The following is a 22,491-nucleotide window of genomic DNA, read 5'->3' as shown; positions in this document are numbered from 1 at the left end:
GGTTTTTTTTATTGAACTCTTTTAATACAGAGCAAGCATTGGCGAATACAGTAAAGAGACTAAGTCATATTGATACAAGATAGCTCCGCCCCTTTTGGTTTTGTCTAAGCGTTTGCGTTTTGACCAAAACCGTATTTACCTGTGTGCCTAATTAGCTATAGAGCCATGGACCTCCCAGACACTCAGAGTTCCCTTGCCGAGTGACGCACTGGCTCCTGTATCACCAGAGCCTACAACACTGCCTCCTTTGCTCAACCTAGCCCAGGCTTCAATGGTATGAGAGCCTGATCCTATATCGTATGAAAGGAAATTGAAGGTGTGAGCTGCGGTAGTATCGAGAATCAGGCCGATCTCTTCTTCGGTCAGAGTACATTCATCGAAGGATATGATGCCGTCATCATTTGAGTCTGCGCAATCCATAACGCCGCCCAGTTTGGCCCAGAGCTCCTGGTAGCGCTTGTCAAAGACAACATTGCCAGGCGCAGCTTCTACACCGTCTACTGTCACATACATCTCGATCATGGCGTCTGCAGTAGAGGTGCTCTTATTGCCACCCTTGCTCTGAACCATGGTCATGGTAAATAGCTGGGTTTCGAAAGAAAGACCGATTACCAGATCCTTTGGAGTCCCTGAATTTTTCAGAGTTGTTGACAGCACTTTAGTATAGCCATCGGCATCGACCAGACCTGCTACTGCCGCTGCAGCCCCAATTACAGCTGTTCCGTCCTCAGTGAATGCTGAAGCGCTATTGTCAGCGTAGATTGCCGGTGAGCATAGTAAGCCTGCGACGGCCATGGATACAACGCTTTGTTTAAACCCTTTCATTTTGTATACCTATTATTTGAATATATAGAAAAACGACCAATAGGTTATATTCATCCAACTACATACTGAGGATGCATTAGCAAAATGAACAACAAGCATCTTGCTTGTAGATACAATCCCCACCCCCCCAATTTTAAAGCCCCCCCGTTACACCCCGTCTCAGATAAAGTATGTGTTCTTCTATCAACCCAAGTACTGGAAGCACGGCGTCGAAACTCATTAACCAAAAAGTCAATTACGTATAGCGATTACACGTAGCTACAAGTTAGTGTTAACTCAAGTTTACAATTAGGATTTATTTGCAAACTAATAGCACTATTTTGCAATGCAGGGTTTATTAATATAATCAGCACTGTAAACAATGCCTTACAACTATTGATATTTTGTACCTTAGGCGCGACATCTATTGAGTATATTTAATACAGCTAATTTCTTATTCTTGGATAGTGATGTGTAACTGATGATCTTTTTCCTATCCAGGTTATAAGGCCGCTGAAAAGCAGATAATCTTCAAAAATTATGAACTCGATCACCTTCCCCTGCACAGTACACCCTTCGCTCCAGATACCCGCTTATAAATAGGGGCTGTATAAATAGGACCAGAGCAAAATAAAAAACCGCCTTCCGGCGGTTTTCATATTTTTGATTTTGATTTTGATTTTGATTTTGATTTTAGATTTTTCTAGCCACTAGCAGTCACGCTTGCGTGATGTTCTAGCGAGCCGCGCAGCGGCGTTCTAGCCGCTGCTTTTATACTTCGCCTGTCCTAATCTTTTCCCCCCGCGCCCGCAGGTACTCGATAGTCAGCAACAGCAGCATCGATATGATGACCAGCAGTACAGCAACGGCGAGGATGGTCGGGTTGATCTGCTCGCGCAGTCCCGAGAACATCTGCCGAGGAATAGTGCGCTGCTCAGGGCCTGCCAGGAACAGTATTACTACCACTTCATCAAACGAGGTGACGAAGGCGAACAGGGCGCCGGATATTACCCCGGGGCGGATCAGCGGCATGATCACGTTGAAGAATGTGTAGCTGGGGGTTGCGCCCAGTCCCAGAGAGGCCCGCATCAATGAAAAATCAAACCCGGACAGGGCCGCATTGACGGTAATGATTACGAAGGGGGTGCCCAATGCCGCATGGGCGAGTATTACGCCGAGGTAACTGCCTGACAGGCCCAGTTGGGTATAGAAGAAATACATACCGGCAGCGGTGATAATCAGCGGCACAATCATTGGCGACAGCAGCATTGCCATAATCGCGCGCTGGAACGGCATTACCGGGTTGGACAGGCCGATGGCAGCCAGGGTGCCGAGCACGGTAGCGATCACCGTGGCAAAGAAGCCGATAAAGAAGCTGTTCTTGATCGCCAGCATCCATTTATCGTCGTTGATTATCTCTTCATACCATTTCAGCGAGTAGGCATCGGCGTCGAAGGCCAGCATACCCGGTGTAAAGGTAAAGTAGGGCTCGGCATTGAATGACAGAGGTATGATTACCAGTATCGGAATCATCAGAAATGCCAGTACTCCCCAGGCGGTCAGGCGCAGCCCGTGCATCCCTACTTTTTGCCAAAAAGTGTAGTACTTAGGAAATTTCATAATTCAGCTCCATCTCTAAGCTGCGAATTCTGTGTGAAATATGCATTGAATGTCATAGTGTCACCCCAGCTTGATGTTGCTGACCCCGACCAGACGGTCGTAGATCCAGTAAAGAGCAAGAATCAGTCCCAGCAGCAGGGAACCAAGCGCCGCTGCCAGTTCCCAGTTATTGGAAGACTGCATATGGAAGGCGATGATGTTACTGACCATCTGACCCTCGGTGCCACCTACCAGCGCCGGTGTAATGTAGTAACCGATAGAGATGATGAACACCAGCAAGGCACCTGCGCTAAGCCCCGGTATTGTCATCGGCATATAGATGCGGATAAAGGCGGGAATCGGTTTTGCGCCCAGTGACATTGCTGCGCGAAGGTAACTGGGATCTATGCCTTTCATCACGCTATACAGTGGCAGAATCATGAATGGCAACAGGATATGGGTCATCGCAATCACCGTAGAGAACTGGGTATAGAGCATCTCGATGGGTTCGGTTATGACATAAATAGATTTCAGGAAACTGTTTACCACGCCATTGGTTTGTAGCAGGGCGATCCATGAGGTGGTTCTGACCAATAGAGAAGTCCAGAACGGCAGTAGTACAAAAACCATTAGCGTGTTTGCAGTTTTTGCCGGTGCGGTGGCCAGGTAATAGGATAGCGGAAAGCTGATTATCGCCGTTAGCAGGGTGATGATCAGGGCGATCTTCAGACTTTTCAGGTATAGCTTGATATAGATCTGGGTATCCCGGGGAACGATAGCGCCCTCGGGGCTGCGCATCAGGTCCAGTGCGGTCAGGTAGAAACCGTCGGTGAACACTGCGCCGGATTTTTTCATCTCGCGCCAGATCTTAACATCCTGCCATTGTGGCTTGAGGCTCAGCAGTTTGGCTGCGCCTTCGCTGGCAAGGAATTCGGTATCGAGCTTTTTCAGTTTACGCGCGCTCGATTTAATGACGCTGGAACTGCCCGGTAGTGCCCGGTTAATCTCTTCAGCGAGCTTCCCAGAGCGGCGATCTACGGCCAGTTGCCGAAGCTCAACGGTAAAAGTATTCAGTACATCGTCGTCGGGAAGTTTGTCTCCTGTTTCGTCCCAGCCGGACAGTGCAGCCAGGGTATCCGGAATCAGTTGCGCGACCGTCGGGTGATAAACACTGCGGTAGAGCATTGTTCCGATCGGCGCAATAAAGGCGATCAGCACAAATAGTATCAGTGGAGTGACAAAGGCAAAGGCGATGAATTTACGCCGTCGCTGCATCTTTCGGCTCTGCGACATCTCTTCAGACGTGAGACCTGATCTTGAGTCCTGCTCATCGAACCTGCCACTAGTGGAGGTCGTGGTCTGGTCTGCGTTCAGCTCGGCTTGAGGCATAAGTACAGCCCTTATTTTGATTATTCCGTGGCGTGAAGCCGGAGAAAAGGTCGGGGCTGATACCTCTGCCGACGGATAAGCCGACAGAGGATCAGATTAGATCAAAGCTGTTAACTCAGGCTGCTTATTTAAGTAGCCATTCGTTGAATTTCTCACCCAGAGACTCACCGTAGTCAGCCCAGAACTCGCCGGAGGCCTGCAGACCTTCGTCGAGGTGAGCAGAAGGCAGTTTAGGAATAACGGCTTTATCTACATAAGCGTAAGAAGAGTTACGGGTCGGACCGTATGCCACTTCCTGCATGCCACTTTCAGGCTTTGAACTGGTCGCGAAGCGGATAAAGTCTTCCGCCAGCGCCTTGTTTTTTGAGCCTTTAACAATCGCCCAGACATCCAGGTCATAGATGTGCCCATCCCAGACCATTTCGAACGGTTTTTTGTCGCTTTGAATCGCATCAAAGATACGACCATTAGCCGACTGCACCATCACCGCACCACCATCGTTCAGCAGTTGTGGCGCCTGAGACCAGCTATCGAACCAGACCAGATCGCCTTTGATGCTTTCCAGCTTGGCGAAAGCACGTTTCTGGCCGGCATCGGTTGACAGTACATCGTAAATTTCAGCCTTTGGTACGCCGTCGGCGATCAGCGCCCATTCCATATTTACCTGAGGGCGTTTACGCAGAGCCCGCTTGCCAGGGAATTTTGTGGTATCGAAGAAGTCATTAATGGTGCCTGGCTGGCCGCCCTTAACTGTTTCGTTGTTGTATGCGTAAAGAACGGTCCAGACGATGTTTCCTACGCCACACTCGTTTGATAACGCTTGTGGAGAAAAGTCTTCACTGGCTGCAACGCCATCATCACCGGGTGGCAAAGTATCATGCGGGAATACTTCCAACAGGCCTTCTGAACAGGCCCGCTCCAGATCGATTACTTCAATATCGACAACGTCCCAGAGGATGTTGCCACTCTCGACCTGGGCTTTAATTTCAGCGATACCACCGGAATAGTTTTCGAATAAAATCTTATGCCCGGTTTTCTCCATATAGGGATCGAGCATGTGCTTCTGTTGTGCCGCTCCATAGGCGCCACCGAAGGATACGGCGGTGAACTGATCGGCCATGACCGGCGAAGCCGCCGTACAAAGCGCGAGAGCCGCGCCGAATCGCTTGAGTGCTTTCATTATTATTTTCCTCTTACGTTTTTTATTACTGCGGTGTTACGGTTTTTTGTGTTCCTTATTGTTTACTGGCTCAGGCCTGACGATCGAGGGCGAGTCCGCCTGTTACGTCCCAGGTCAACTGGGTACGAGCGCCGTGCTCTATCACGGGGGCCTGATTATCATTCAGTGTTTTCACCATCAGTTCTGTTCCGCCGTCCAGTTTGAAGAAGTAGCGGATAGAGTCACCGACATAGAGCCGGGTAGTGAATTCGGCATCGATACTGTTGGCCAGAGGCTGACCGTTAGCGATAAACAGATTTTCTGGTCGAATTGTCAGCATGCAGGGGTCACCTGATGGAGGACAATTGGGATTACCCGTTGTTGCACGTGTTCCGTCGGCCAGAAGGATCTCAGCCCGGCCATTCTCGACCTTAGTGACCGTACCCGGAATACAGTTGTTTTCACCGATAAAGTTAGCAACAAAAGAATTTGTCGGCTGTTCGTAAAGCATTTCTGGAGCCGCGCACTGTTCGACGATGCCATCGTTAAAGACTGCGATGCGGTCGGACATCGTCAGCGCTTCGGTCTGATCGTGGGTAACGTAGATAGCGGTAAAGCCAAGGTCTTCGTGCAAACGTTTTATCTCAAACTGCATCTGTTCCCGCAGGTTCTTATCCAGTGCGCCCAGAGGTTCGTCCATTAATACGATACTTGGCTCGAAGATCAGTGAGCGGGCCAGGGCAACACGCTGTTTCTGACCGCCGGAGAGCTGGCCGGGATAGCGTTTAGAGAAATCGGCAAGCTCGACCAGTGCCAGGGATTCTTTGACCCGGCGTTTCACCTCGTCGGCGGGTATCTTGCGCACTTTCAGTGGGTAAGCGAGGTTTTCGCCGATGGTCATGTGGGGGAACAGTGCGTAGTGCTGAAATACCATACCGATATTGCGGTGGTAAGGGGCGATATTGGTGACCGGTTGCCCGTCAATCAAAATGCTGCCGCTGGTGACATCCTCGAATCCGGCCAGCATCATCAGACAGGTTGTTTTACCTGAGCCGGAGGGGCCTAAGAGCGTAACAAATTCGCCTTTTTTAGCGTCAAGATTGAAGTTTTTGACCACCAGATTTTTCTGGTCATAGCTTTTCTTTACGTTAACGAATTGGACGTACTGATCATCGGTATTACTTTCACTGCCTGCTAACATTGAATCGTAACCTCACACTGGATCTGTTCTGTGCGTCGATATTTCCCGGTAAAAGCCAATTTTTCAGAGACTTAGGATCAGGTTTAACCGAAGCAGAAGAAGTCTATTGAAGCGTTATATGTGAATTTTTGTCAATAACCGAAGAGGTCTGATTGTACTAGGGCAGGTGTGGGGGGATGTGTAACAAGGGGTGTATTTGTCATAGTGAGCTCTCTCTTTTTTATTGTAGTCACTGTTTTTTCGCTGCGGCCTGTGCAGGGTTTATTTGCAAAAGGCGTGTGATCGAATATAGAGCCGGGCTGGAAAAAAGCTATAGACCCAACTCTGACCCATTTTTTAGATCCAGCCTGAAATGCTCTTGTCGTGGGCCTTTGCGACAACTTTGAAGACAATTACTAACTTGGTGCGTTTCATGTACTACATTGTTTTATGTGGTTTTTTATCTTTTTATTGCAACACTGCAGATGCAGTAAAAAGGGCTTCGATGGATGCCTCAAAATAAAGCTATAAGAATTCAATTATTGATAATGGAAAGGTCTAAAAAAAAGTTAGATAAGTTGATCGTTCAGCTATTTTAGTCCGGATTACCCGGTGTAACTCCTTGATATAAGGAGCTGGATTTAAGTACGACGGGCGGAATACTTAAGCAAAGACTTAACTGAAGGCTATCAGTTAATGGTGTAAGTAAACTGAGTATCTGGCCATAGAGAAACAATGAAAACCACCATTTTGATGGTTTTCAAGTTTTTGACTTTAGATTTTTCTAGCCCTGGCAGCCACGCTTTCGTGACGTTCTAACGCCGCCGCGCAGTGGCATTCCAGCAATGGTTATTGTGCCTGGCAGGGGGGGGGCAGTACTTTCTCCGGTTAAAAGTGGTTTTGTTCTGAATATCTTTCCACAGCCTGAAGGCTGGTAGCCCTTGGCTGGCCCTGTATGACCTGCCTTTTATCTCTTTTTGCATTTCATAGGCCAGCCGGCATAGCTGGTATTTTAAGTGTAATAACGTTGGTACTTTGATTAAAACGGCTTAGCTATATGCTTACCTTTTGATGATTTTGTCAGGTGTATTCAGATGCAAGCGCTCAATTTAACAGATGATCTCCGTAGTCGCTTAAATAAAGCCCGGGCTGGCGGGTTAAAGATCGGTTTTGTACCGACCATGGGCAATCTTCATGATGGCCATATCAGCCTGGTTGAAGCTGCACGTAAAGAGTGTGATGTGGTGGTCGTCAGTATTTTCGTGAACCCTCTACAGTTTGGCATTAATGAGGATCTGGATACCTACCCCCGGACACTGGAAGATGATAAGGCTCTGTTAGCCAGCCACGGCTGCGACATACTGTTCTCTCCCTCCGTGAGAGAGATGTATCCGGATGGTAAAGGTATTGCCACTATTGTAGATATGCCAGAGCTGTCTCAGTTACATTGTGGTATCAGCCGTCCTCAGTTTTTCAAAGGGGTGGCGACAGTTATTGTGAAACTGCTCTGTATGGTGCAACCGGATATAGCGTACTTCGGTGAAAAGGACCGGCAGCAGCTGACCATCGTCAGACAGGTGATTAATGATCTCTCTATTCCGGTCCGCATTACCGGCGTTGCTACTAAAAGAGCAGCTTCCGGGTTGGCGCTGAGTTCAAGGAATAACTATCTGAGTGAGGAAGAACTACAGATTGCAGCATCCCTGTATCAGGTGTTACTTGATGTTTGCAGGCAGCTACAGAGCGGTTCTCAGGACTATCTAAGATTGGAATCAGAGGCCAGTCAGAAGCTGGCAACGCTGGGCTTTGTACCGGATTATTTTCATATCTGTCAGCAGCAGAGCCTGTTGCCGGTGCAGCCGGATGATCAGAATATCACTATTTTGGCAGCAGCCAATCTGAATGGCACGCGTTTGATCGACAATATCGCTTTTGATCTGTGCGACCTGTATTCTGATTTTCAGCCCTTTAATCAGCAGGCGGACCTTGTGTGAAGCCGCTGGCTCTAAGTCGGATAACAGAAGCTGAAGACAGCGCAGAAAGGAAACTCTGAGATGGATATACTGACTGCACGACAGGTATCGGAGCGCTTTCCCCTCAGCAGATGTCGTTCGCTGTCACTGTTTGGCGCACTGAGTAACGATTGCATCAGCTTCCTTCTGGATAATGGAGAGCTGGGGTACAGCCTGCCGGGCGAAAAACTATTTCAACAGGGTCAGAGCTCGGGTGATTTTTATATCGTGCTTGAAGGGCGATTAAGCTACTACCGCTTTAATGGTGTTGAGCGGGTTTATCTGCGAAGCTATTCCGAGGGTGAGCAACTTGGCTTTGCCAGTATGATCGGACTGCATGAAAGGCGTGGCGATGCGGTGACTGAAATCCAGGGCTACGTGTTATGTATCACTGCCGACCTGTTTCATCAGGTATGTCAGAATTTCTCCGAAGACTTTGTTATTTTCATGATCAATATGACCCGGGAGATGAGTCGGGAGATTATCGATCTTGACTCCCTCTGCGCCGACCTGCGAACCCGGGTGAATGAAAGCGGTGGCTAGACTGCATAGGTTAGTATTCATTACCGGATCATTAGCGGGTGATCCGGAGGAGCCTTGTAAGATGGCCGGGCTAATAGGGGAATTATAGAAGAGGCATTGGGCTCGATTTTTCAGGGATAACTCTCAGCCATCTGATTCCTCCAAATGGAGGCTCATTTGAATAACACAGTTAGACTCTTATCGACCCGAAGGTGACTTCAGCATCCACTCACACTCCCGAAAGCAGGCATAACTTACGATGTCTGTAATGGGCTGCTATGTGCCAGAACCAGACATGTCTGTTGATAGTATTTTCACATACTAGTTAGGGGTGACAGGGTATAATTTAAAAAGCCCCACCAGTGTCGCAAGCAGGGCTTTTAATGGATAGAAACTTACTACTCTATTTCGTTCATATATAGAGACATCCATCGACCTATATTAGGAAGGTAGCGACGACTTGTTATACCTTCTTTATTCCCAAAGTGGTAGGTCAAGCCAATGCGTACCTCACTAATATTAGGCGTATCGGATTCATCTGGGTTATAGCTACTGTAATCATAATTTGCCCAGAACGTGACGGGATGAACCGATGGGGAATATTCTACACCGGCCGCCACATCAAATGCTTCAGCAGCTGTAGGGTCATCATCACGATCCCCTTTCAGGCCAAACATACGCCCTGTCAGCGCAACTTGATCATTCAGCTGATAATTAACACTTAAGCCGCCATAAACTCCATTTTCAATGGCTTCGCCATAATTGTCATCAGAATCGACCATCCCCAATTGTCCGTTAATCTCAAACTTATCAATCGTTTTAGTAATACCGAGCCCAGCAAACCGATAGGGCATAGTATCATCATCGTTATCACCATTATCCTTGCTAACACCGTAACCAAGGTACGGATTGATTGCCCAGCTATGATCCGCTAATCCTATGTGTTGGATATAAGCCAGTTGCGTATAGCTAATGGTCTGATCATTGTCATCTGTTTTAGATGTCGTATGCTCATAATCAAAGCTCAACGTCCCATACAGTTTTTTACTGCGATCTGTACTCAGGTCTGCACCAATCCCGTATACGCTATCGTGCTTTTGGCTTACATCAACATGATCTTCTTCATAGTCAAAATATCCGCCCCACAAACTAAGATCTGCATCAAAAGTCGGTTCGGAGGCCTCAACCCCAACGGCTAAAATCGAACAAAATGTGCCAAGTAATACTCTTTTCATTATGGATCCCCTTAAAAGATGATATTGATGCTAAACCAAGAGGCCGCACATATCCTTGACCGAAAGTTTAGAATTAATTTGAAATGCCCTATATTCATCCATAGTAACACTAACCTGCTCGTCCGCTTTGTGCCAACAGCGGACTCCTGTTTTGGTAATCAGCCATTATGCAGTCTATCCTGCATCACAGTGTGATGCTTAGCTTGCAAGGTAGCCAAGCTCGCACGGTCTCACTATTAAAATGTTAAAAATTCTGAGGCATTCATGGATAGATCACATGTATATATTGTTCCAGAATCAGACGTTGAAGTTCAGCCACATGTATATCTTGGGTATATTCGTAAGTTTGGGAGGGTTGTATTTTTACTCAAACGAGAAACATATAGGCAATTGAAGATTGCCTATGATGACCTTAAAGAAAACTATAAAAGCGATGTAAAGCTTACAGAGAAAATAGTGGCAGCGTTGCTATCAAAGCATAATATGCATGAAGATGAGACGCTCTTTGCGATGTTCGCATTTATGATCTCAACCTGGGGTAAGGGTTTCAAAGTGTCTGTTGAGAGATTAGGTTCCGAAGAGGTTAAACTTATTGTTAGCAAGTAGTGTGAGTTTTAACAAGCGGCTGTTGTCACTGATCCCAGAGTGTCCGCTTAGTGTCGATAAGCGACCTAACTCGCCCTGAGTCGAGCTGGATCAATCGACTGGGGCGGCTTTGTGCCAAGAGCTGACATTGTTCTTCTTACCCTGGAAATGAACAACACCATATAGAGAAAGGCTAACGGGTCTAATCTACAGGGTACTTTTTGAGGTAGGCAGTGTATTTGGTTTTCATTTTCAGAAGACGTTTTTCAACAATTGAGCCTCTCAGATCGTCATTTCTTCTTGCAGTATCAAGCTCAATTTCAATCCGATCAAGTATATTGCGGGTATTTACTTTATTCAGCAGTATATGACTGAACATTTCTGGAATTTTTTCATCTTTTTCAAAATACTTTTGCATGTGCAATGAAGCCATGTACGATCCAGCTGGCGAATCCACTATCATTCCCAGTAAATCCTTACCATTACACTCGATCTCGAAATATGAATCCTTAAGGGTTGTGCCGTAGATTTCCTTTAAGTTTCGAGTAAATTCTTTAAACTTATTTCTTTCAATTGGACTACAAATATTGCCATCATCAACAATCGTCTTTGGACTTGAACGCTGATACTTGCAATCAAAATCGCAAATATCTCCTGCAAATGAGCTATTCGAGAGGAGAGCTAAAATAATGAGAAAATATTTCATTTCATAAAGACCTGAGTAACCGCCTTGGGTATGAGCCAGTCAAGCTTAGCTCAATTCTTTAATGACTGCTCTGTGTCGTTAGCGGAAGTTCAAACAGGCTCGCTAGAAAGTCCGTTGTGTGCCAAGTATCTCTCAGAAATAAAAAAGGCTGATGCACACACATCAGCCTTTTATTTTCCATCTACCGCTTTAATTCGCGATTTGGCTTTAGCTTGCTACACAGCTACGTACACTGGAGTCAGCCGTCGCTGCTGGAGTCGCATTCCCCGCTTTAGGATCAACAACTCTGACGGTCGCAACTTTGCTCTGGGTGAAGAAGTCGACTGCGTCTTTACCCTGTACCTTGTTGTTACCAACCAGCGAGCCTTTGATACCACCGAACGGCAGGTAAGGGTGTGGCGCACAGATACCGACGTTTACACCTACCATACCTACGTCCGCTTCGTTGATGAACTTCTCGGTGTAGTAGCTGTTCTGGGTAAAGATTACCGCACCGTTACCCATCTCATGATTCTTGATCATGCGCAGGGCACCGTTGATGCAGCCGACTTTCATGACGCTCAGTACCGGGCCGAAGATCTCCTCGCGGGCGATCTGCATACATGGCGTGACGTCGGTGAATACGGTAGGGCCAACGAAGTAACCGTCTTTGTTTGCATCGGCAACATCTGGATTTCGACCATCGAGTGCCAGGGTAGCACCCTCGTTCTGGCCAATTTCGATATAGTTTTGGATACGCTCTTTGGCTTTGGCAGAGATTACCGGGCCCATAAATACATCAGGGTTCATAGCATCACCGACGGTGATATTTTTAGACGCTTCCAGCAGGCGCTCAACAAACTCATCGTAGATCTCAGACACTACAGCGATGTTGGATACCGCAAGACAACGCTGGCCAGCAGAACCGTAGCCGGACATCAGAATGTTCTCGATCATCAGGTCCATCGGCGCATCTTCCATCGCTACCAGGAAGTTCTTGGCGCCGCCAAGTAACATGGTCTTCTTACCGCCGCGGCCACAACCTTCAGCGATAGCCTTGGCTGTTGGGGTAGAACCGACCAGACAAACACCGGCAACATTGTCATCTTCGTACCAGGCTTCTACGGTTTCACGGTCACCGTGGACGATGTTAACGACGCCGTCCGGCAGGCCGATGTCGACAAGCAGTTGCATCATCTTCTGCATAAACAGTGGTGATTCGGTAGATGGCTTGTAGACGAAGGTGTTGCCGGTACCGATAGCGAACGGGATAAACCAGCCGAATACCAGTGCCGGGAAGTTGAACGGAGCAACACCGCAGAATACGCCCAGTGGTGCCTTGATCAGGCGGCCGTTGATGTTGTTAGCGATGCCTTGCACCGTTTCACCCTGAATGGTGGCCGGAATAGAGCAGGCCATCTGCAGGATCTCGATAACCCGGCCCACTTCACCGCGGGCTTCAGCGATATGCTTAGCCTGGTCGATAGCGATCGCTTCCGCCAGCATCTCCAGGTTATCTTTCATCGCCTGCTGCATATCGAAGATGTAGTTCATCCGCTTCGGCAGCGGTGTAGCACTCCAGGCCGGGAAGGCTTCGGCAGCAGCCGCTGTTGCCTGACGTGAGGTTTCTTCAGAAGATATTGGCACTTCACCAATAACTGAACCGGTGGAAGGGTTTTTCAATGGTTCGTACTGGCCGTTGCTTTCGTCCAGCCACTGACCGTTGATATGGTTTTTTATTTTGATATATGAGGTCATTTGTAAGGTCCAGTTTATCGGGTTGATTGAGATTGCTTTCGCATAGGATCAATATAAATCTGCTGCTAACAACAGCCGTAGATCCACGGGTTGTCATTTTGTAGTTCCAACGCAGCTTACTGAATAGAACAGCGAACCAGCAGATGATCGGTGCTTATAAAAGATTAAAAAAAGCCCCTGTTTTCAAGGGGCTGAAAGGTCGCAGATGTAAAGTGCTCGCGACGTCTTGCCTCTAATAGCCCATCAACAGTTTCGGCAGAAAAAGTGACAGTTCCGGTACAAACGTCACCAGGAATACCATCGGCAGGTGGCCGAGGCAGAGAAATTTCAACGTAGGGGTGATGTAGCGGTCCAATGACAACTTGCCCACTCCGCCGGCCATATAGAGCATCGGCGCACAGGGTGGTGAAACGTTACCTAAGCCTAAGTTAACACCCACAACTGCGGCAAAGTGGATCGGATCGATGCCCAGTTCGTTGATGATAGGCAGGAAGATAATCGCTGCCAGCACGCTGCCGGAGATGTCATCGACGATCATGCCAATCAATAGCAACAGCAGGTTGATCAGCAGTAGCAGGACGTACTTGTTATCTGAGATCTCTAACAGGGCCAGTGCAAGATCACGTGGAACCTGCTCCAGGATCATCGCGCGACTCATGATGAACAGGAAGAACAGCACTGCCATGATGGATCCGGTCATTGTGACTGCACGTACGGTCACCGCGCTCAGGCTCTGCAGGGACATACCCTTGTAGATAAACATACCCACCGGAATCGCATAGATTACGGCAATTGCCGCGGCTTCCGTTGGGGTAGCGATACCGCTGTAGATAGCACCTAGAATGATCAGTGGCATAAGCAGGGCGAAGGCCGCATTGTAACCACTTTTTACTACTCCCTTAGCAGCCTGTTTAAATGGCAGCGATTTTTCTACCTTAATGTTGTTATCGTTACGCAGGAACCAGATGTTCAGCGCGCAGTACAATATGGTCAGCATGATGCCCGGAACGATAGTGGACAGGAAAGCTGCGCCAACTGATAAACCACCGGTGATGGAAAACACAATCATCGGTATGCTCGGCGGAATCAGCAGTGCCAGTACCGAGGAACACGCGACCAATGCGGTAGCATGACCTTCCGGATAACCCTCACGCACCATGCGTGGAATCATAATCTGACCAACTGCTGCGATAGCTGCAGAGGAGCTGCCGGAGATCGCTCCAAATAAAGCGCAGGTCAGTACGGTTACCGCACCCAGGCCGCCTTTGATTCGGCCCACGATGGAGTTAACGAAATTTAACAGGCGCTCAGAAATGCCACCTTCGGCCATCAACAAGCCTGCGAATATAAACAACGGTAGTGCAAGCAGGGCGAAACCACTGGCAGTTTTAAAACCGTGCGGAATCAGGAACGAGATATTGTTACCGGTGGTGAACGCAAACAGCACGGCACCGATGCCAAAGGCAAACGCCACAGGTATTTCTATCAGAATCAGGGCGATGATAATAAGCATCGAAATAAGAAATAACGTCATCGTTTACACCTCCTGAGTATCACGTTTGCGAGACTTGTAACTACGGGATTGGCTGCGCAAATCGCGGAATTCATTGATTGTTTCTAGCAGGAAGTAGCCCACCATCATGGCAAAGCCGACGATCATGCTGGCGCTCCAGATACCTCTGGGCCAGCGCAGGTTGACGCTGACACGACCTTTGTCGATCTCTTTCAGTGCATATTTGCAGGCGAAGTAGCCGAACAGAATAGCCGCAAACATGCAGGTGATGGAGCCGATAAAGCGGATCACACCTACCTTGTAGGGATCTTTCACCACCAGGCTGACGATGCCGCCGTGGATGTGTTCACGTTCACGAGTGGCGTAACCCATGCCCAGGAAATAGACCCATACGGCAAGTAGTATGGATGCTTCTTCGATACCGGTGAAAGGTGATTCCAGGACATAACGCATAATCACCTGAGAGAACGTCAGTAACGCCAGGCCCATGCCTGCAAGCACCATCATTATGCGGAACACCCAGTTCAGCAGGCGCTCAAAGCGGATCAGAAGATTGTCTGTCCGGGTTTCGGGCTGCTCTGGAATCGCGTGCAGATGGGCTGGAATTGGGTGTGCACTGAGATCAGGATCGTAGTCGTAGATCTTGGCCTCACCCACGGATTTTAAGGGTTCAGAGATTTTTTCTTGTTGCATGATTCTGATCCTGAAAAGAGTGGCCGGGGAGGTATCACCCATGCTCTCTGGCTTATGAGCTAGATCATATTGCGCAGAGAGCGGGAGATACCGGAAGGTTAAGACCGGTCAGGATCAGTTGATGCCTGCGATATTGCGCATCATGGTCATGATTTCAGGCCCTACGATGCCTTCCATATATGGCCATTCTTTGGAGTACAGGATCTCCTTCGCTTTGGCCATGTCTTCAGGGCTCAGCTCGACTACCTTGACACCAGCGCCGCGTACTTTGTTCAGGAAGCCTTCATCAATCGCCTGTGCCTCATCCCAGATTTTAGCCATGGTGGTATCTGCTGCAGCGAGCAGTTTAGTACGCTCCTGCTCTGGCAGGTCTTCTAGCCAGGACTTGTTGACTACCCAGAAAGCGTGCTCGAAATAGTCCTTGGTCAGGATGTAGCTTTCGATAACATCGCGCATCTGCCAGATTTCAACCGAAGGCGCTGTGCCACGGGCATCGATGGTGCCTAACTGAAGTGCGGTATAGAGCTCGGAGAATGGCATAGGTACCGGGGTGAAACCAAAACTCTTATAGCGTTCGATACCGATCGGAATTGCCGGTACGCGCATTTTGATACCCTGGCCATCCTGCGGGAAGCTGGTCGGTACTTCTTCGATCCCTTTACGCATGGCGATGGAGCCAAAACCTGTTGGAATGACGCCCAGAACCGCCAGGTCAAGATCATTCAGGATCTCGTTATAGACACCGGTCATTTTGCCGTTGGGGCCATAAACCTCGCGAGCTTGCTTCCAGTCGTCTACCACGTAGCTCAACCAGGACAGATCCAGGCGCGGATCGTATTCTGAAGCGCCAAAGCTCATCGTCATCGGCACTACACCTTCCATGCTCTGCTCAAACAGGGAAGCCCAGTCACCCAGCGAGCCACCGGGATGGTAATCGACCTCGATATCAGCGCCACTCTTCTTCAGCTCATCCATAAATGTGGTGGAAGTCAGGTGGAAAATATGGTCTGAGGGATATGCGTGTGCCAGCATCAGTTCTTCAGCAGCCTGTGCTGTTTGAATGGTAGGCAGTGCCAGTGTAGCGGACAGCACACAGGTGGAGAGAATGGTTTTGGCGCGGGTTGTTAAATTCATCGTAACCTCGGTTAATTGTTATTTTTTTTGTACAGGTCCGGTACGGGATGCTGGAGTTAACTCCTGAAACCCCCGAACTCAGCAGAGGCGATCCGAAAGTCTCTGCATCGTTTTGTAGGACGCTTTTAATATAAATTTGGTTGTTGAATATCAGATAGACCCAACGCCAATCTGAAATATAGAACCAGGCTGTAGGGGCCGTAGAACAGGGGCTTTGGGGAGGTGATTACAAAATTTTGTTTATGAAGTAGTTGTAGACAAGTGGCTAGACCGCCGCTTCGCGGCTCGTTAGAACGGAAGGCAAGCCTTCCTGCTAGTGGCTAGAAGGAACCTTCTTTTTAAACTATGAGCGTGTCGGAAATATTTATGCTGCGTAAGGTGGTAATCAAGTAAGGGACTTTAGCAGAGCTGTTGATTCAACCTTGAGGTATCAGCCATGTGTGGCTCTGTCTGTTAAATAATCATCTAATGCACAGCTACCTTCATCGAACGCGACAAATTGAACGCCTATTTGATATATGTCCTCTGTTGTCTGCTTGGTATAGACGGCGCGGCACTTAATCCGTACTTCCTTGGAGTGACAGGAAGATATGGGAATTGTGAAATTGACCCCGAATGTGACAGGTAAATGTTTATCCCAGTAATTGAAGTAGGGGATTAAAGTCTTCACCATCTGGCGGATCCCCTCCAGCCGCAGTCCGGATTGGGAAATGTTGGTTATGATGCCAAGCACTTTTTCACCACTTATCGCAACGGCTTCTGCCGGTAGATGGGTGTCATACCTGGGTTTTCTCCGAAGGTCGATCAGAGTAGTGGACTCAACAAATTGACTCGCTGGCGTCTCTATAATTTCTGAGTGTGAATCGAAAGTGTCTCTGTCGGATGCCATAGTCTCTAGTCCTTTATTATGTGTCACCATCTGCTGGCGATAATTCGTTTAATTGGCGTCGTGATTCAATGCAACAAGCGGATAATGCTTTCAGCTGTACAATTTCCTCACTGACTTCGACAAATTTCAATGCGATACCGCTTAGCTCAACCCGTACAACTTCCATAGAAAGCAATGGGTCGATATCTATACCACCGCAATCGATAATGTTAGCGCCCACAATCTGGCCACATTCAAAAACACCCGGTTGGTATACATCAAGGAAAACACCACTCTCAGACATGTTTCTGGCATGGCCAACAATTTGGCCAAGCGTTGGATGACGGATCACGATACAGAGTTTGACTAACTTACGAGGAAGCTTACGCCTGTCTTTCATAGAATTACTCCATATCATCTGCCGAAAAATCCAATGACTATCGTTGGCGCTAAGAGTGATGTGAATATTCTCTTCTGTTGCTTCTAACCTGGAATTGTCCCGGAATAGCATCAGAGCTGAAGCTGTCATTCTTCGACTAGATATCCTGAAGGCAAACCTAAGTACGGTAATAAATATCTACTTAGTATCAGCCTCATAATCAACAGTAGTAAGCTTTAGTTAATTCCACCTTCTGATGCTCCCCAAAATGAGGATAGGGAGTAATTTAGCGTGTGATGATGCGGCAGCAGGAATATTTCCCCTACACAATAACAGGAGCCGTCTTAAGGTAGCCGAACAGGTAAATTTTTAATGTTCGGTATTCGTAGATCACTACAGAATGTAGTTGAAATATTTTAGCTTCGTAAGGTAGTTATCAAGAAAGTGGCTTTGGCTTATGAGACCCCGGCTGATAGATTTAATGCATGTGTTGCGACGACCCATTGAGATCACAATACAAAGCAGACACTCACGAATCAGCATAACGCCGCCAGCAGAGGCCTACGAAACAGGGCGAAGCGGCGAGTTGGCGGTCCTGCTGACTGGCCTGGTGTACGCCCAGCATGGGCATGAACTAATGAGGTGAAAGTCCTCTGTAGTAAGGTCACCATCCATAGCGATTTGTATCGTCATTAGATGTTAACTACTAGCGAACGGCAAGGGTTTGACCGCGAGGTTTGGTCTGGAGGAAACCGGAACGCAAAACTGCGAGCTGATGAACAAGAACATCATATGAAGCGTAGGCTGGAGGCGAGTCAGCACAAGATGACGAAGCTCTGTGAGTTAACGGCTACCATCAAATGGGTTTAGGGGTATTTACCGATATTGAAGTGTCATCCGGTCAACGACTAAAAGGGATTCAGTAGAGTGGAGTTCTAGTCGTTATGTTGCTGATCTTCAGAAGCCCTGTCACCCCCGGTTTTCCATTGATCACCTATGATGGGATCTTCCTCATCGGATAACGCGTCGCCTTCATCAGGTTGACGCTCCCAAGAATAAATTTTACGTGGCGGCTTGGGGTCCCAGTGGCGAAAGCCTATGGCACTGAGTACGCCTCCGAGGGCTCCAAACAGATGGTATTCATAGGAGATTCCCGGCTCTCGGGGAAGGATGGTCAGCAACATACTGCCATACATAAAAAAGGCAATCATCAATAGCGCAATGGAGCGTTTGTCTCGCCGTAAAATGCCGCTGATAAACAGGAAAAAAAACATGCCGTGGGCTAAGCCACTGGCACCTAAGTGGTAATTCTCGCGACCAAACAGCCACACTCCTACACCCGATAATAGCCAAATAATAGATAGGGCCCACCAACGCGACTTGGGGTAACCGTAAATAAGGATGCTACCCAGCAGCAGGATGGGGAGGGTATTGGCTATCAAATGTGGCCATGAACTATGGATAAGCGGCCCAGTGACAATACCGATGAGTCCGCTGGGTGCCTGAGGGTAAACGCCCAACTGAGATAGGCTCCAACCAAACAGCACCTCACACAGCTTGATCCACCAGATTAAGACGACAAAGGTGCCGGCAATAATAATACTGCGTTGGAGCGAGGTGTTATTGCTCATATCTGCCATATCCTGATGCGGCTAATCGGTTTGCATGAAGGTGCCCTGTATCGTTTCAGTGGTGGCCTTTCAGGATATCTTAACAAGCCGTTATTTCAAAATCAGCGGCGTGCTTATGCGGGCAGTTGAGATACCAGAGAGACACGCCTCTACAGCCACGAAGCGATGCAGTAACTGCCGCCTTGCTAAACCAACCCTCTAGTCGCTAGCCTATTCAGGCTGTCTACTTCCCTTTATTAATGGGATACCTAAACAGGAAAAGTAATCCGTAAAAGCGACATTAATACGCTCACGTGGCTTCCCCCATCGGATACAGCCCTTTTAGCGCTTCTGCTGTTGCCATCGTCCCGGACACTAAAAAGTTGTTACTGATGCCCGCGTTTTGAATAAATGCTTCAAATGCCCGTGCACAAATTTCTTCCGGTTGGCTGTAGTAAACACGGCCCAGTGTTTTATCGACTTGCACGGATAGGTAAACATTCAGCGTACGCTATTGGAACTGAGGGTTGGCAGGAGCAATGCTATATTAGCGCCCCCTAAAAGTCCGGATTTGGCTGTGGGTTCAGTGGGTCGTTGCAACACACTCGTTAAATTTATCAGTCTTTATTGTTTCTCAAGTTAGCAATCACAGGGAAGGACGATTGGTTGGTTTTAGGTTTTGACTTTTCTAGCCACTAGCAGGAAGGCTTGCCTTCCGTTCCAGCTAGCGGCGAAGCCGCGATCTAGCCACTTGAGCTGAATAATCCGCAATTAACTATGTTAATTGTCGGATTAATTCAGCGAGTCTTTCGATCCCGGGTCGGATTCGTTCTGTAGCGATCGAAGAATAGCCCAGCCGGAAGTAGTTCAACGGTGGATTTTCGCTATTGAAGTAGATATCGCCGGACTCAATGACTACACCTTTTTCCAGTGCGAGTCGCTTTAACTCTCTGGCATCGAGGTTGTCAGGGCCTTTTACCCAGTAGGATGAACCGCCAAATACTGGAGGTTCTGCCGATTCTGGCAGGTATTCCTGCAGGGCATCGCCGACCTCTTTCCAGCGCTCTTCGTAGGCCTGAACCAGGTTACGTATCAACGAATCATGATAGCCGCGGGCGAGGAACAGTCCGACCGCCCGCTGGTTGTTCATTGGTGGATGGCGCATCATCATCCGGCGAAACTCGCGGATCTCCCGGATCAGTTCTTTTGGCCCCACCATGTAACCGAGACGTAATCCCGGTGACAGAGTTTTTGACAGACTGCCAAGGTAGATAACCCGGTCGTTTTTATCCAGGCTCTTCAGCGCCGGTGTAGGGTTCTTAGCGAAAGTGGTTTCACATTCATAATCATCTTCGATAATCAGGAAATCATCGTTTGAAGCCTGTTCCAGAAGTGCTTGCCGACGTTCCATTGGCATAGTGACCGTGGTCGGGAACTGATGGCTGGGGGTGGTAAAAATCAGGTTGCAGTCTCGTAGTTGGTCACCGACCTGAAGCCCTTCGTTATCAACCTTTAAGGGACTGATCTGCGCTCCGGTATAGTGGGCCATCTGAATCAGGTCCGGGTAGCCTGGGTCTTCCAGACCGAAGGTCGAATCTTTATTCAGCAGCAGGCGCAGGATCATATACAGGGCATGCTGGGCGCCTACAGTAATAAGAATCTCTTCAGGATCAGCCCAGACGCCGCGTCGTGGCAGGACCCGGGAATGGATCTGTTCGATCAGCAGTGAGTCATCATCATCGTATCGGTCGCCGGCCCATTCGCTGATCGCCTGTACGGATACCGATTCTTTACAGCATTCGCGCCAGTGGTTGGTGGGGAACATCTTCGGATCGAGCTGACCATAGATAAATGGGTAGGGATAATCCTGCCAGCGATTAAGCTTGTTCAGTTTATGTTTGGCCGGGTGCATTTTCAGACAGTTGTCCCAGTCTGGCTTGTTACCCGCTTTAATTTCAACCTGAGTCTGCTCTTTAACGCTGCTTTTCAGAATCTCATCGTTAACATAGAAACCGGCCCGTTCCCGGGATACCAGGTAGCCATCGTCCATCAGGTGTTCGTAAGCCAGTATTACTGTATTTCGGGACACGCTCAGCATATCCGCCAACTTTCGTGTTGATGGTAGAGGGATCTCTGGTGGGATATGGCCATCGATAATCGCCTTGCTGATCTGCTCCCGAATTTGCTGTTGCAGGCTGCAATCGCTATTCGGTGATAGGTGAAACAGGTGGTGGAGCATTTTTTCTCCTTCCGGTCCGTAACTGCATAAGTACAGACTTCAGGCATTCTATTTTTTATTACCCTGAGAGTACTGGTACCAGCGAAACAAGGTTAGTTCCAGCATCTGGTACTAGCTGGTGCCAGCTCTGGGATTATAAACCCCAGCCCAGAAAGGCATCGGGATTATCCCGGATTTCGATAAGACGGTTACGCAGCTGTTCGCTGAATGCATTAGTGATCATCGAACGGGGTGAATTGTCAGGATAAAAAATACCGATTCGTAGAAAAACTTCCGGGTCGAAACGGCGGAATACGACTTTGCCCGTGCTGGCATAGCTTTGATAGCTGGTAATTGAGATCGGATCCATTATGCATACCCCCAGCCCTCGCTCGACAAAGGTCAGCGCGGGAAGATAGAAGCGGGTCTGCAAGCGAACATTCATCCGGTGACCGGAAGCTTCAAACTGCTTTAACAGATCATGGAAGATCATATGGTCCGGATGCAGCGTGATCATCGGCTCATCATCAAGTAGCTCAGTGTTCAGGACTTCATGCTGTGCCAGTGGATTATCAGCCGGTATCGCAACAAAACAGGGCAGTGTGAAGCGGTCTTCTTCGGCCAGCTGGGACTGGTGCTGGGTAACCTCTGCCAGACCCAGGTCATACTGTTTAGATGCCACCCACTCCGCTACCAGGTCCGAGGTACGGGTCTGTAACGAGGCCTGCACCTTAGGATGTTCTTCCAGGAAATCGGCTAATAGCTCGGGCATAAAAAAGGAGGAAGGGCCTGGCATGCAGCCAATGCGCAGGAAACCGTACTGTTTATTCTGGATATCCTGGATTGTCTGGCTAACGTCCTGGATGCGGTTAAAGATCCCTTCGATCTCTTTGTACAGGTAGTCCGCTTCCGGCGTCGGGTAGAGGCGTTTCTTATGCCGTTCAAAAAGCTGAAAACCAATTTCCTCTTCCAGCGAGCTGATCATCATACTTACCGCAGGCTGGGTTCTGAATAACTGTTTGGCGGCCTGGGAAACCGAACCAGTGAGCATTACCGCACGAAAGGCTTCCATCTGTTTGAGGTTCATTACTCTGCCTGTGAATATTAATTTTTCTGATGAATGGCTTGGAGAGTTAAGCGATAGCTTA

Annotated in this window: 20 protein-coding genes; 3 read left to right on the top strand and 17 right to left on the bottom strand. The window is 48.4% G+C overall.

Annotation, left to right across the window (positions count from 1 at the left end; all coding sequences use genetic code 11):
• Nucleotides 1–147 precede the first annotated feature (147 nt).
• The 5 genes from ACQUQM_RS11465 to ACQUQM_RS11445 all read right to left on the bottom strand — a co-directional run bounded on the left by ACQUQM_RS11465 (nucleotide 148) and on the right by ACQUQM_RS11445 (nucleotide 6,152).
• The gene (locus ACQUQM_RS11465) at nucleotides 148–825 is read right to left on the bottom strand and encodes a hypothetical protein (RefSeq protein ID WP_432474645.1); all 678 of its coding nucleotides are present in this window, start codon (nucleotides 823–825) and stop codon (nucleotides 148–150) included.
• Between the two features lie 750 nt (nucleotides 826–1,575).
• Nucleotides 1,576–2,424 (bottom strand): ABC transporter permease, encoded by an 849-nt coding sequence (locus tag ACQUQM_RS11460; RefSeq protein WP_432474644.1) that lies wholly within the window; start codon nucleotides 2,422–2,424, stop codon nucleotides 1,576–1,578.
• Nucleotides 2,425–2,484: 60 nt separating this feature from the next.
• Nucleotides 2,485–3,792: an ABC transporter permease gene (locus ACQUQM_RS11455; protein WP_432474643.1), complete on the bottom strand. Its 1,308-nt coding sequence runs from the start codon at nucleotides 3,790–3,792 to the stop codon at nucleotides 2,485–2,487.
• Nucleotides 3,793–3,916: 124 nt separating this feature from the next.
• Nucleotides 3,917–4,972, bottom strand: a complete 1,056-nt coding sequence (locus ACQUQM_RS11450) for an ABC transporter substrate-binding protein (RefSeq protein ID WP_432474641.1) — start codon at nucleotides 4,970–4,972, stop codon at nucleotides 3,917–3,919.
• Nucleotides 4,973–5,042: 70 nt separating this feature from the next.
• Nucleotides 5,043–6,152 carry an ABC transporter ATP-binding protein gene (locus ACQUQM_RS11445; RefSeq protein WP_432474640.1) on the bottom strand — a complete coding sequence of 370 codons (1,110 nt, stop codon included), beginning with the start codon at nucleotides 6,150–6,152 and terminating at the stop codon, nucleotides 5,043–5,045.
• A gap of 1,073 nt (nucleotides 6,153–7,225) precedes the next feature.
• Between ACQUQM_RS11445 and panC the strand changes: the two genes are divergently transcribed.
• Nucleotides 7,226–8,125, top strand: coding sequence for a pantoate--beta-alanine ligase (gene panC, locus ACQUQM_RS11440; RefSeq protein ID WP_432474639.1), 900 nt, complete (start codon nucleotides 7,226–7,228; stop codon nucleotides 8,123–8,125).
• 60 nt (nucleotides 8,126–8,185) lie between these two features.
• Entirely contained in the window at nucleotides 8,186–8,686 is a 501-nt protein-coding gene (locus tag ACQUQM_RS11435; RefSeq protein WP_432474638.1) for a cyclic nucleotide-binding domain-containing protein, read from the top strand.
• 377 nt (nucleotides 8,687–9,063) lie between these two features.
• On the opposite strand, the gene ACQUQM_RS11430 is transcribed toward ACQUQM_RS11435, so the two are convergent.
• Nucleotides 9,064–9,900 (bottom strand): hypothetical protein, encoded by an 837-nt coding sequence (locus ACQUQM_RS11430; protein ID WP_432474637.1) that lies wholly within the window; start codon nucleotides 9,898–9,900, stop codon nucleotides 9,064–9,066.
• A gap of 264 nt (nucleotides 9,901–10,164) precedes the next feature.
• Between ACQUQM_RS11430 and ACQUQM_RS11425 the strand changes: the two genes are divergently transcribed.
• Entirely contained in the window at nucleotides 10,165–10,506 is a 342-nt protein-coding gene (locus ACQUQM_RS11425) for a hypothetical protein (RefSeq protein ID WP_432474635.1), read from the top strand.
• Nucleotides 10,507–10,687: 181 nt separating this feature from the next.
• Here ACQUQM_RS11425 and ACQUQM_RS11420 read toward each other — a convergent pair whose 3' ends face one another.
• The 11 genes from ACQUQM_RS11420 to ACQUQM_RS11370 form a co-directional block, all read right to left on the bottom strand.
• A complete protein-coding gene (locus tag ACQUQM_RS11420) occupies nucleotides 10,688–11,191 on the bottom strand; it encodes a hypothetical protein (RefSeq protein WP_432474634.1) in 504 nt (167 codons plus the stop codon).
• Nucleotides 11,192–11,398: 207 nt separating this feature from the next.
• The gene (gene mmsA / locus ACQUQM_RS11415; protein WP_432474632.1) at nucleotides 11,399–12,928 is read right to left on the bottom strand and encodes a CoA-acylating methylmalonate-semialdehyde dehydrogenase; all 1,530 of its coding nucleotides are present in this window, start codon (nucleotides 12,926–12,928) and stop codon (nucleotides 11,399–11,401) included.
• A 232-nt stretch (nucleotides 12,929–13,160) separates the two neighbouring features.
• Nucleotides 13,161–14,462, bottom strand: a complete 1,302-nt coding sequence (locus ACQUQM_RS11410) for a TRAP transporter large permease (RefSeq protein ID WP_432474631.1) — start codon at nucleotides 14,460–14,462, stop codon at nucleotides 13,161–13,163.
• 3 nt (nucleotides 14,463–14,465) lie between these two features.
• Complete coding sequence (locus ACQUQM_RS11405) at nucleotides 14,466–15,134, bottom strand: TRAP transporter small permease (RefSeq protein WP_432474629.1); 669 nt, start codon at nucleotides 15,132–15,134, stop codon at nucleotides 14,466–14,468.
• 114 nt (nucleotides 15,135–15,248) lie between these two features.
• The gene (dctP, locus tag ACQUQM_RS11400) at nucleotides 15,249–16,268 is read right to left on the bottom strand and encodes a TRAP transporter substrate-binding protein DctP (RefSeq protein WP_432474627.1); all 1,020 of its coding nucleotides are present in this window, start codon (nucleotides 16,266–16,268) and stop codon (nucleotides 15,249–15,251) included.
• A 430-nt stretch (nucleotides 16,269–16,698) separates the two neighbouring features.
• A complete protein-coding gene (locus ACQUQM_RS11395; protein WP_432474625.1) occupies nucleotides 16,699–17,157 on the bottom strand; it encodes a PilZ domain-containing protein in 459 nt (152 codons plus the stop codon).
• 16 nt (nucleotides 17,158–17,173) lie between these two features.
• Nucleotides 17,174–17,536 carry a hypothetical protein gene (locus ACQUQM_RS11390; protein ID WP_432474624.1) on the bottom strand — a complete coding sequence of 121 codons (363 nt, stop codon included), beginning with the start codon at nucleotides 17,534–17,536 and terminating at the stop codon, nucleotides 17,174–17,176.
• Between the two features lie 914 nt (nucleotides 17,537–18,450).
• The gene (locus ACQUQM_RS11385) at nucleotides 18,451–19,146 is read right to left on the bottom strand and encodes a rhomboid family intramembrane serine protease (RefSeq protein WP_432474623.1); all 696 of its coding nucleotides are present in this window, start codon (nucleotides 19,144–19,146) and stop codon (nucleotides 18,451–18,453) included.
• A gap of 289 nt (nucleotides 19,147–19,435) precedes the next feature.
• Nucleotides 19,436–19,612, bottom strand: a complete 177-nt coding sequence (locus ACQUQM_RS11380) for an LPD1 domain-containing protein (RefSeq protein ID WP_432474622.1) — start codon at nucleotides 19,610–19,612, stop codon at nucleotides 19,436–19,438.
• Nucleotides 19,613–19,900: 288 nt separating this feature from the next.
• Nucleotides 19,901–21,364 carry a PLP-dependent aminotransferase family protein gene (locus tag ACQUQM_RS11375; protein ID WP_432474620.1) on the bottom strand — a complete coding sequence of 488 codons (1,464 nt, stop codon included), beginning with the start codon at nucleotides 21,362–21,364 and terminating at the stop codon, nucleotides 19,901–19,903.
• A 133-nt stretch (nucleotides 21,365–21,497) separates the two neighbouring features.
• Entirely contained in the window at nucleotides 21,498–22,430 is a 933-nt protein-coding gene (locus tag ACQUQM_RS11370) for a LysR family transcriptional regulator (protein WP_432474619.1), read from the bottom strand.
• Nucleotides 22,431–22,491 lie beyond the last annotated feature (61 nt).

The organism is Amphritea sp. HPY, assembly GCF_050870985.1.
Taxonomy (GTDB): domain Bacteria; phylum Pseudomonadota; class Gammaproteobacteria; order Pseudomonadales; family Balneatricaceae; genus Amphritea.
Note: the sequence above shows the minus strand (reverse complement) of the source record. Positions and strands in the feature narration are given on the sequence as shown.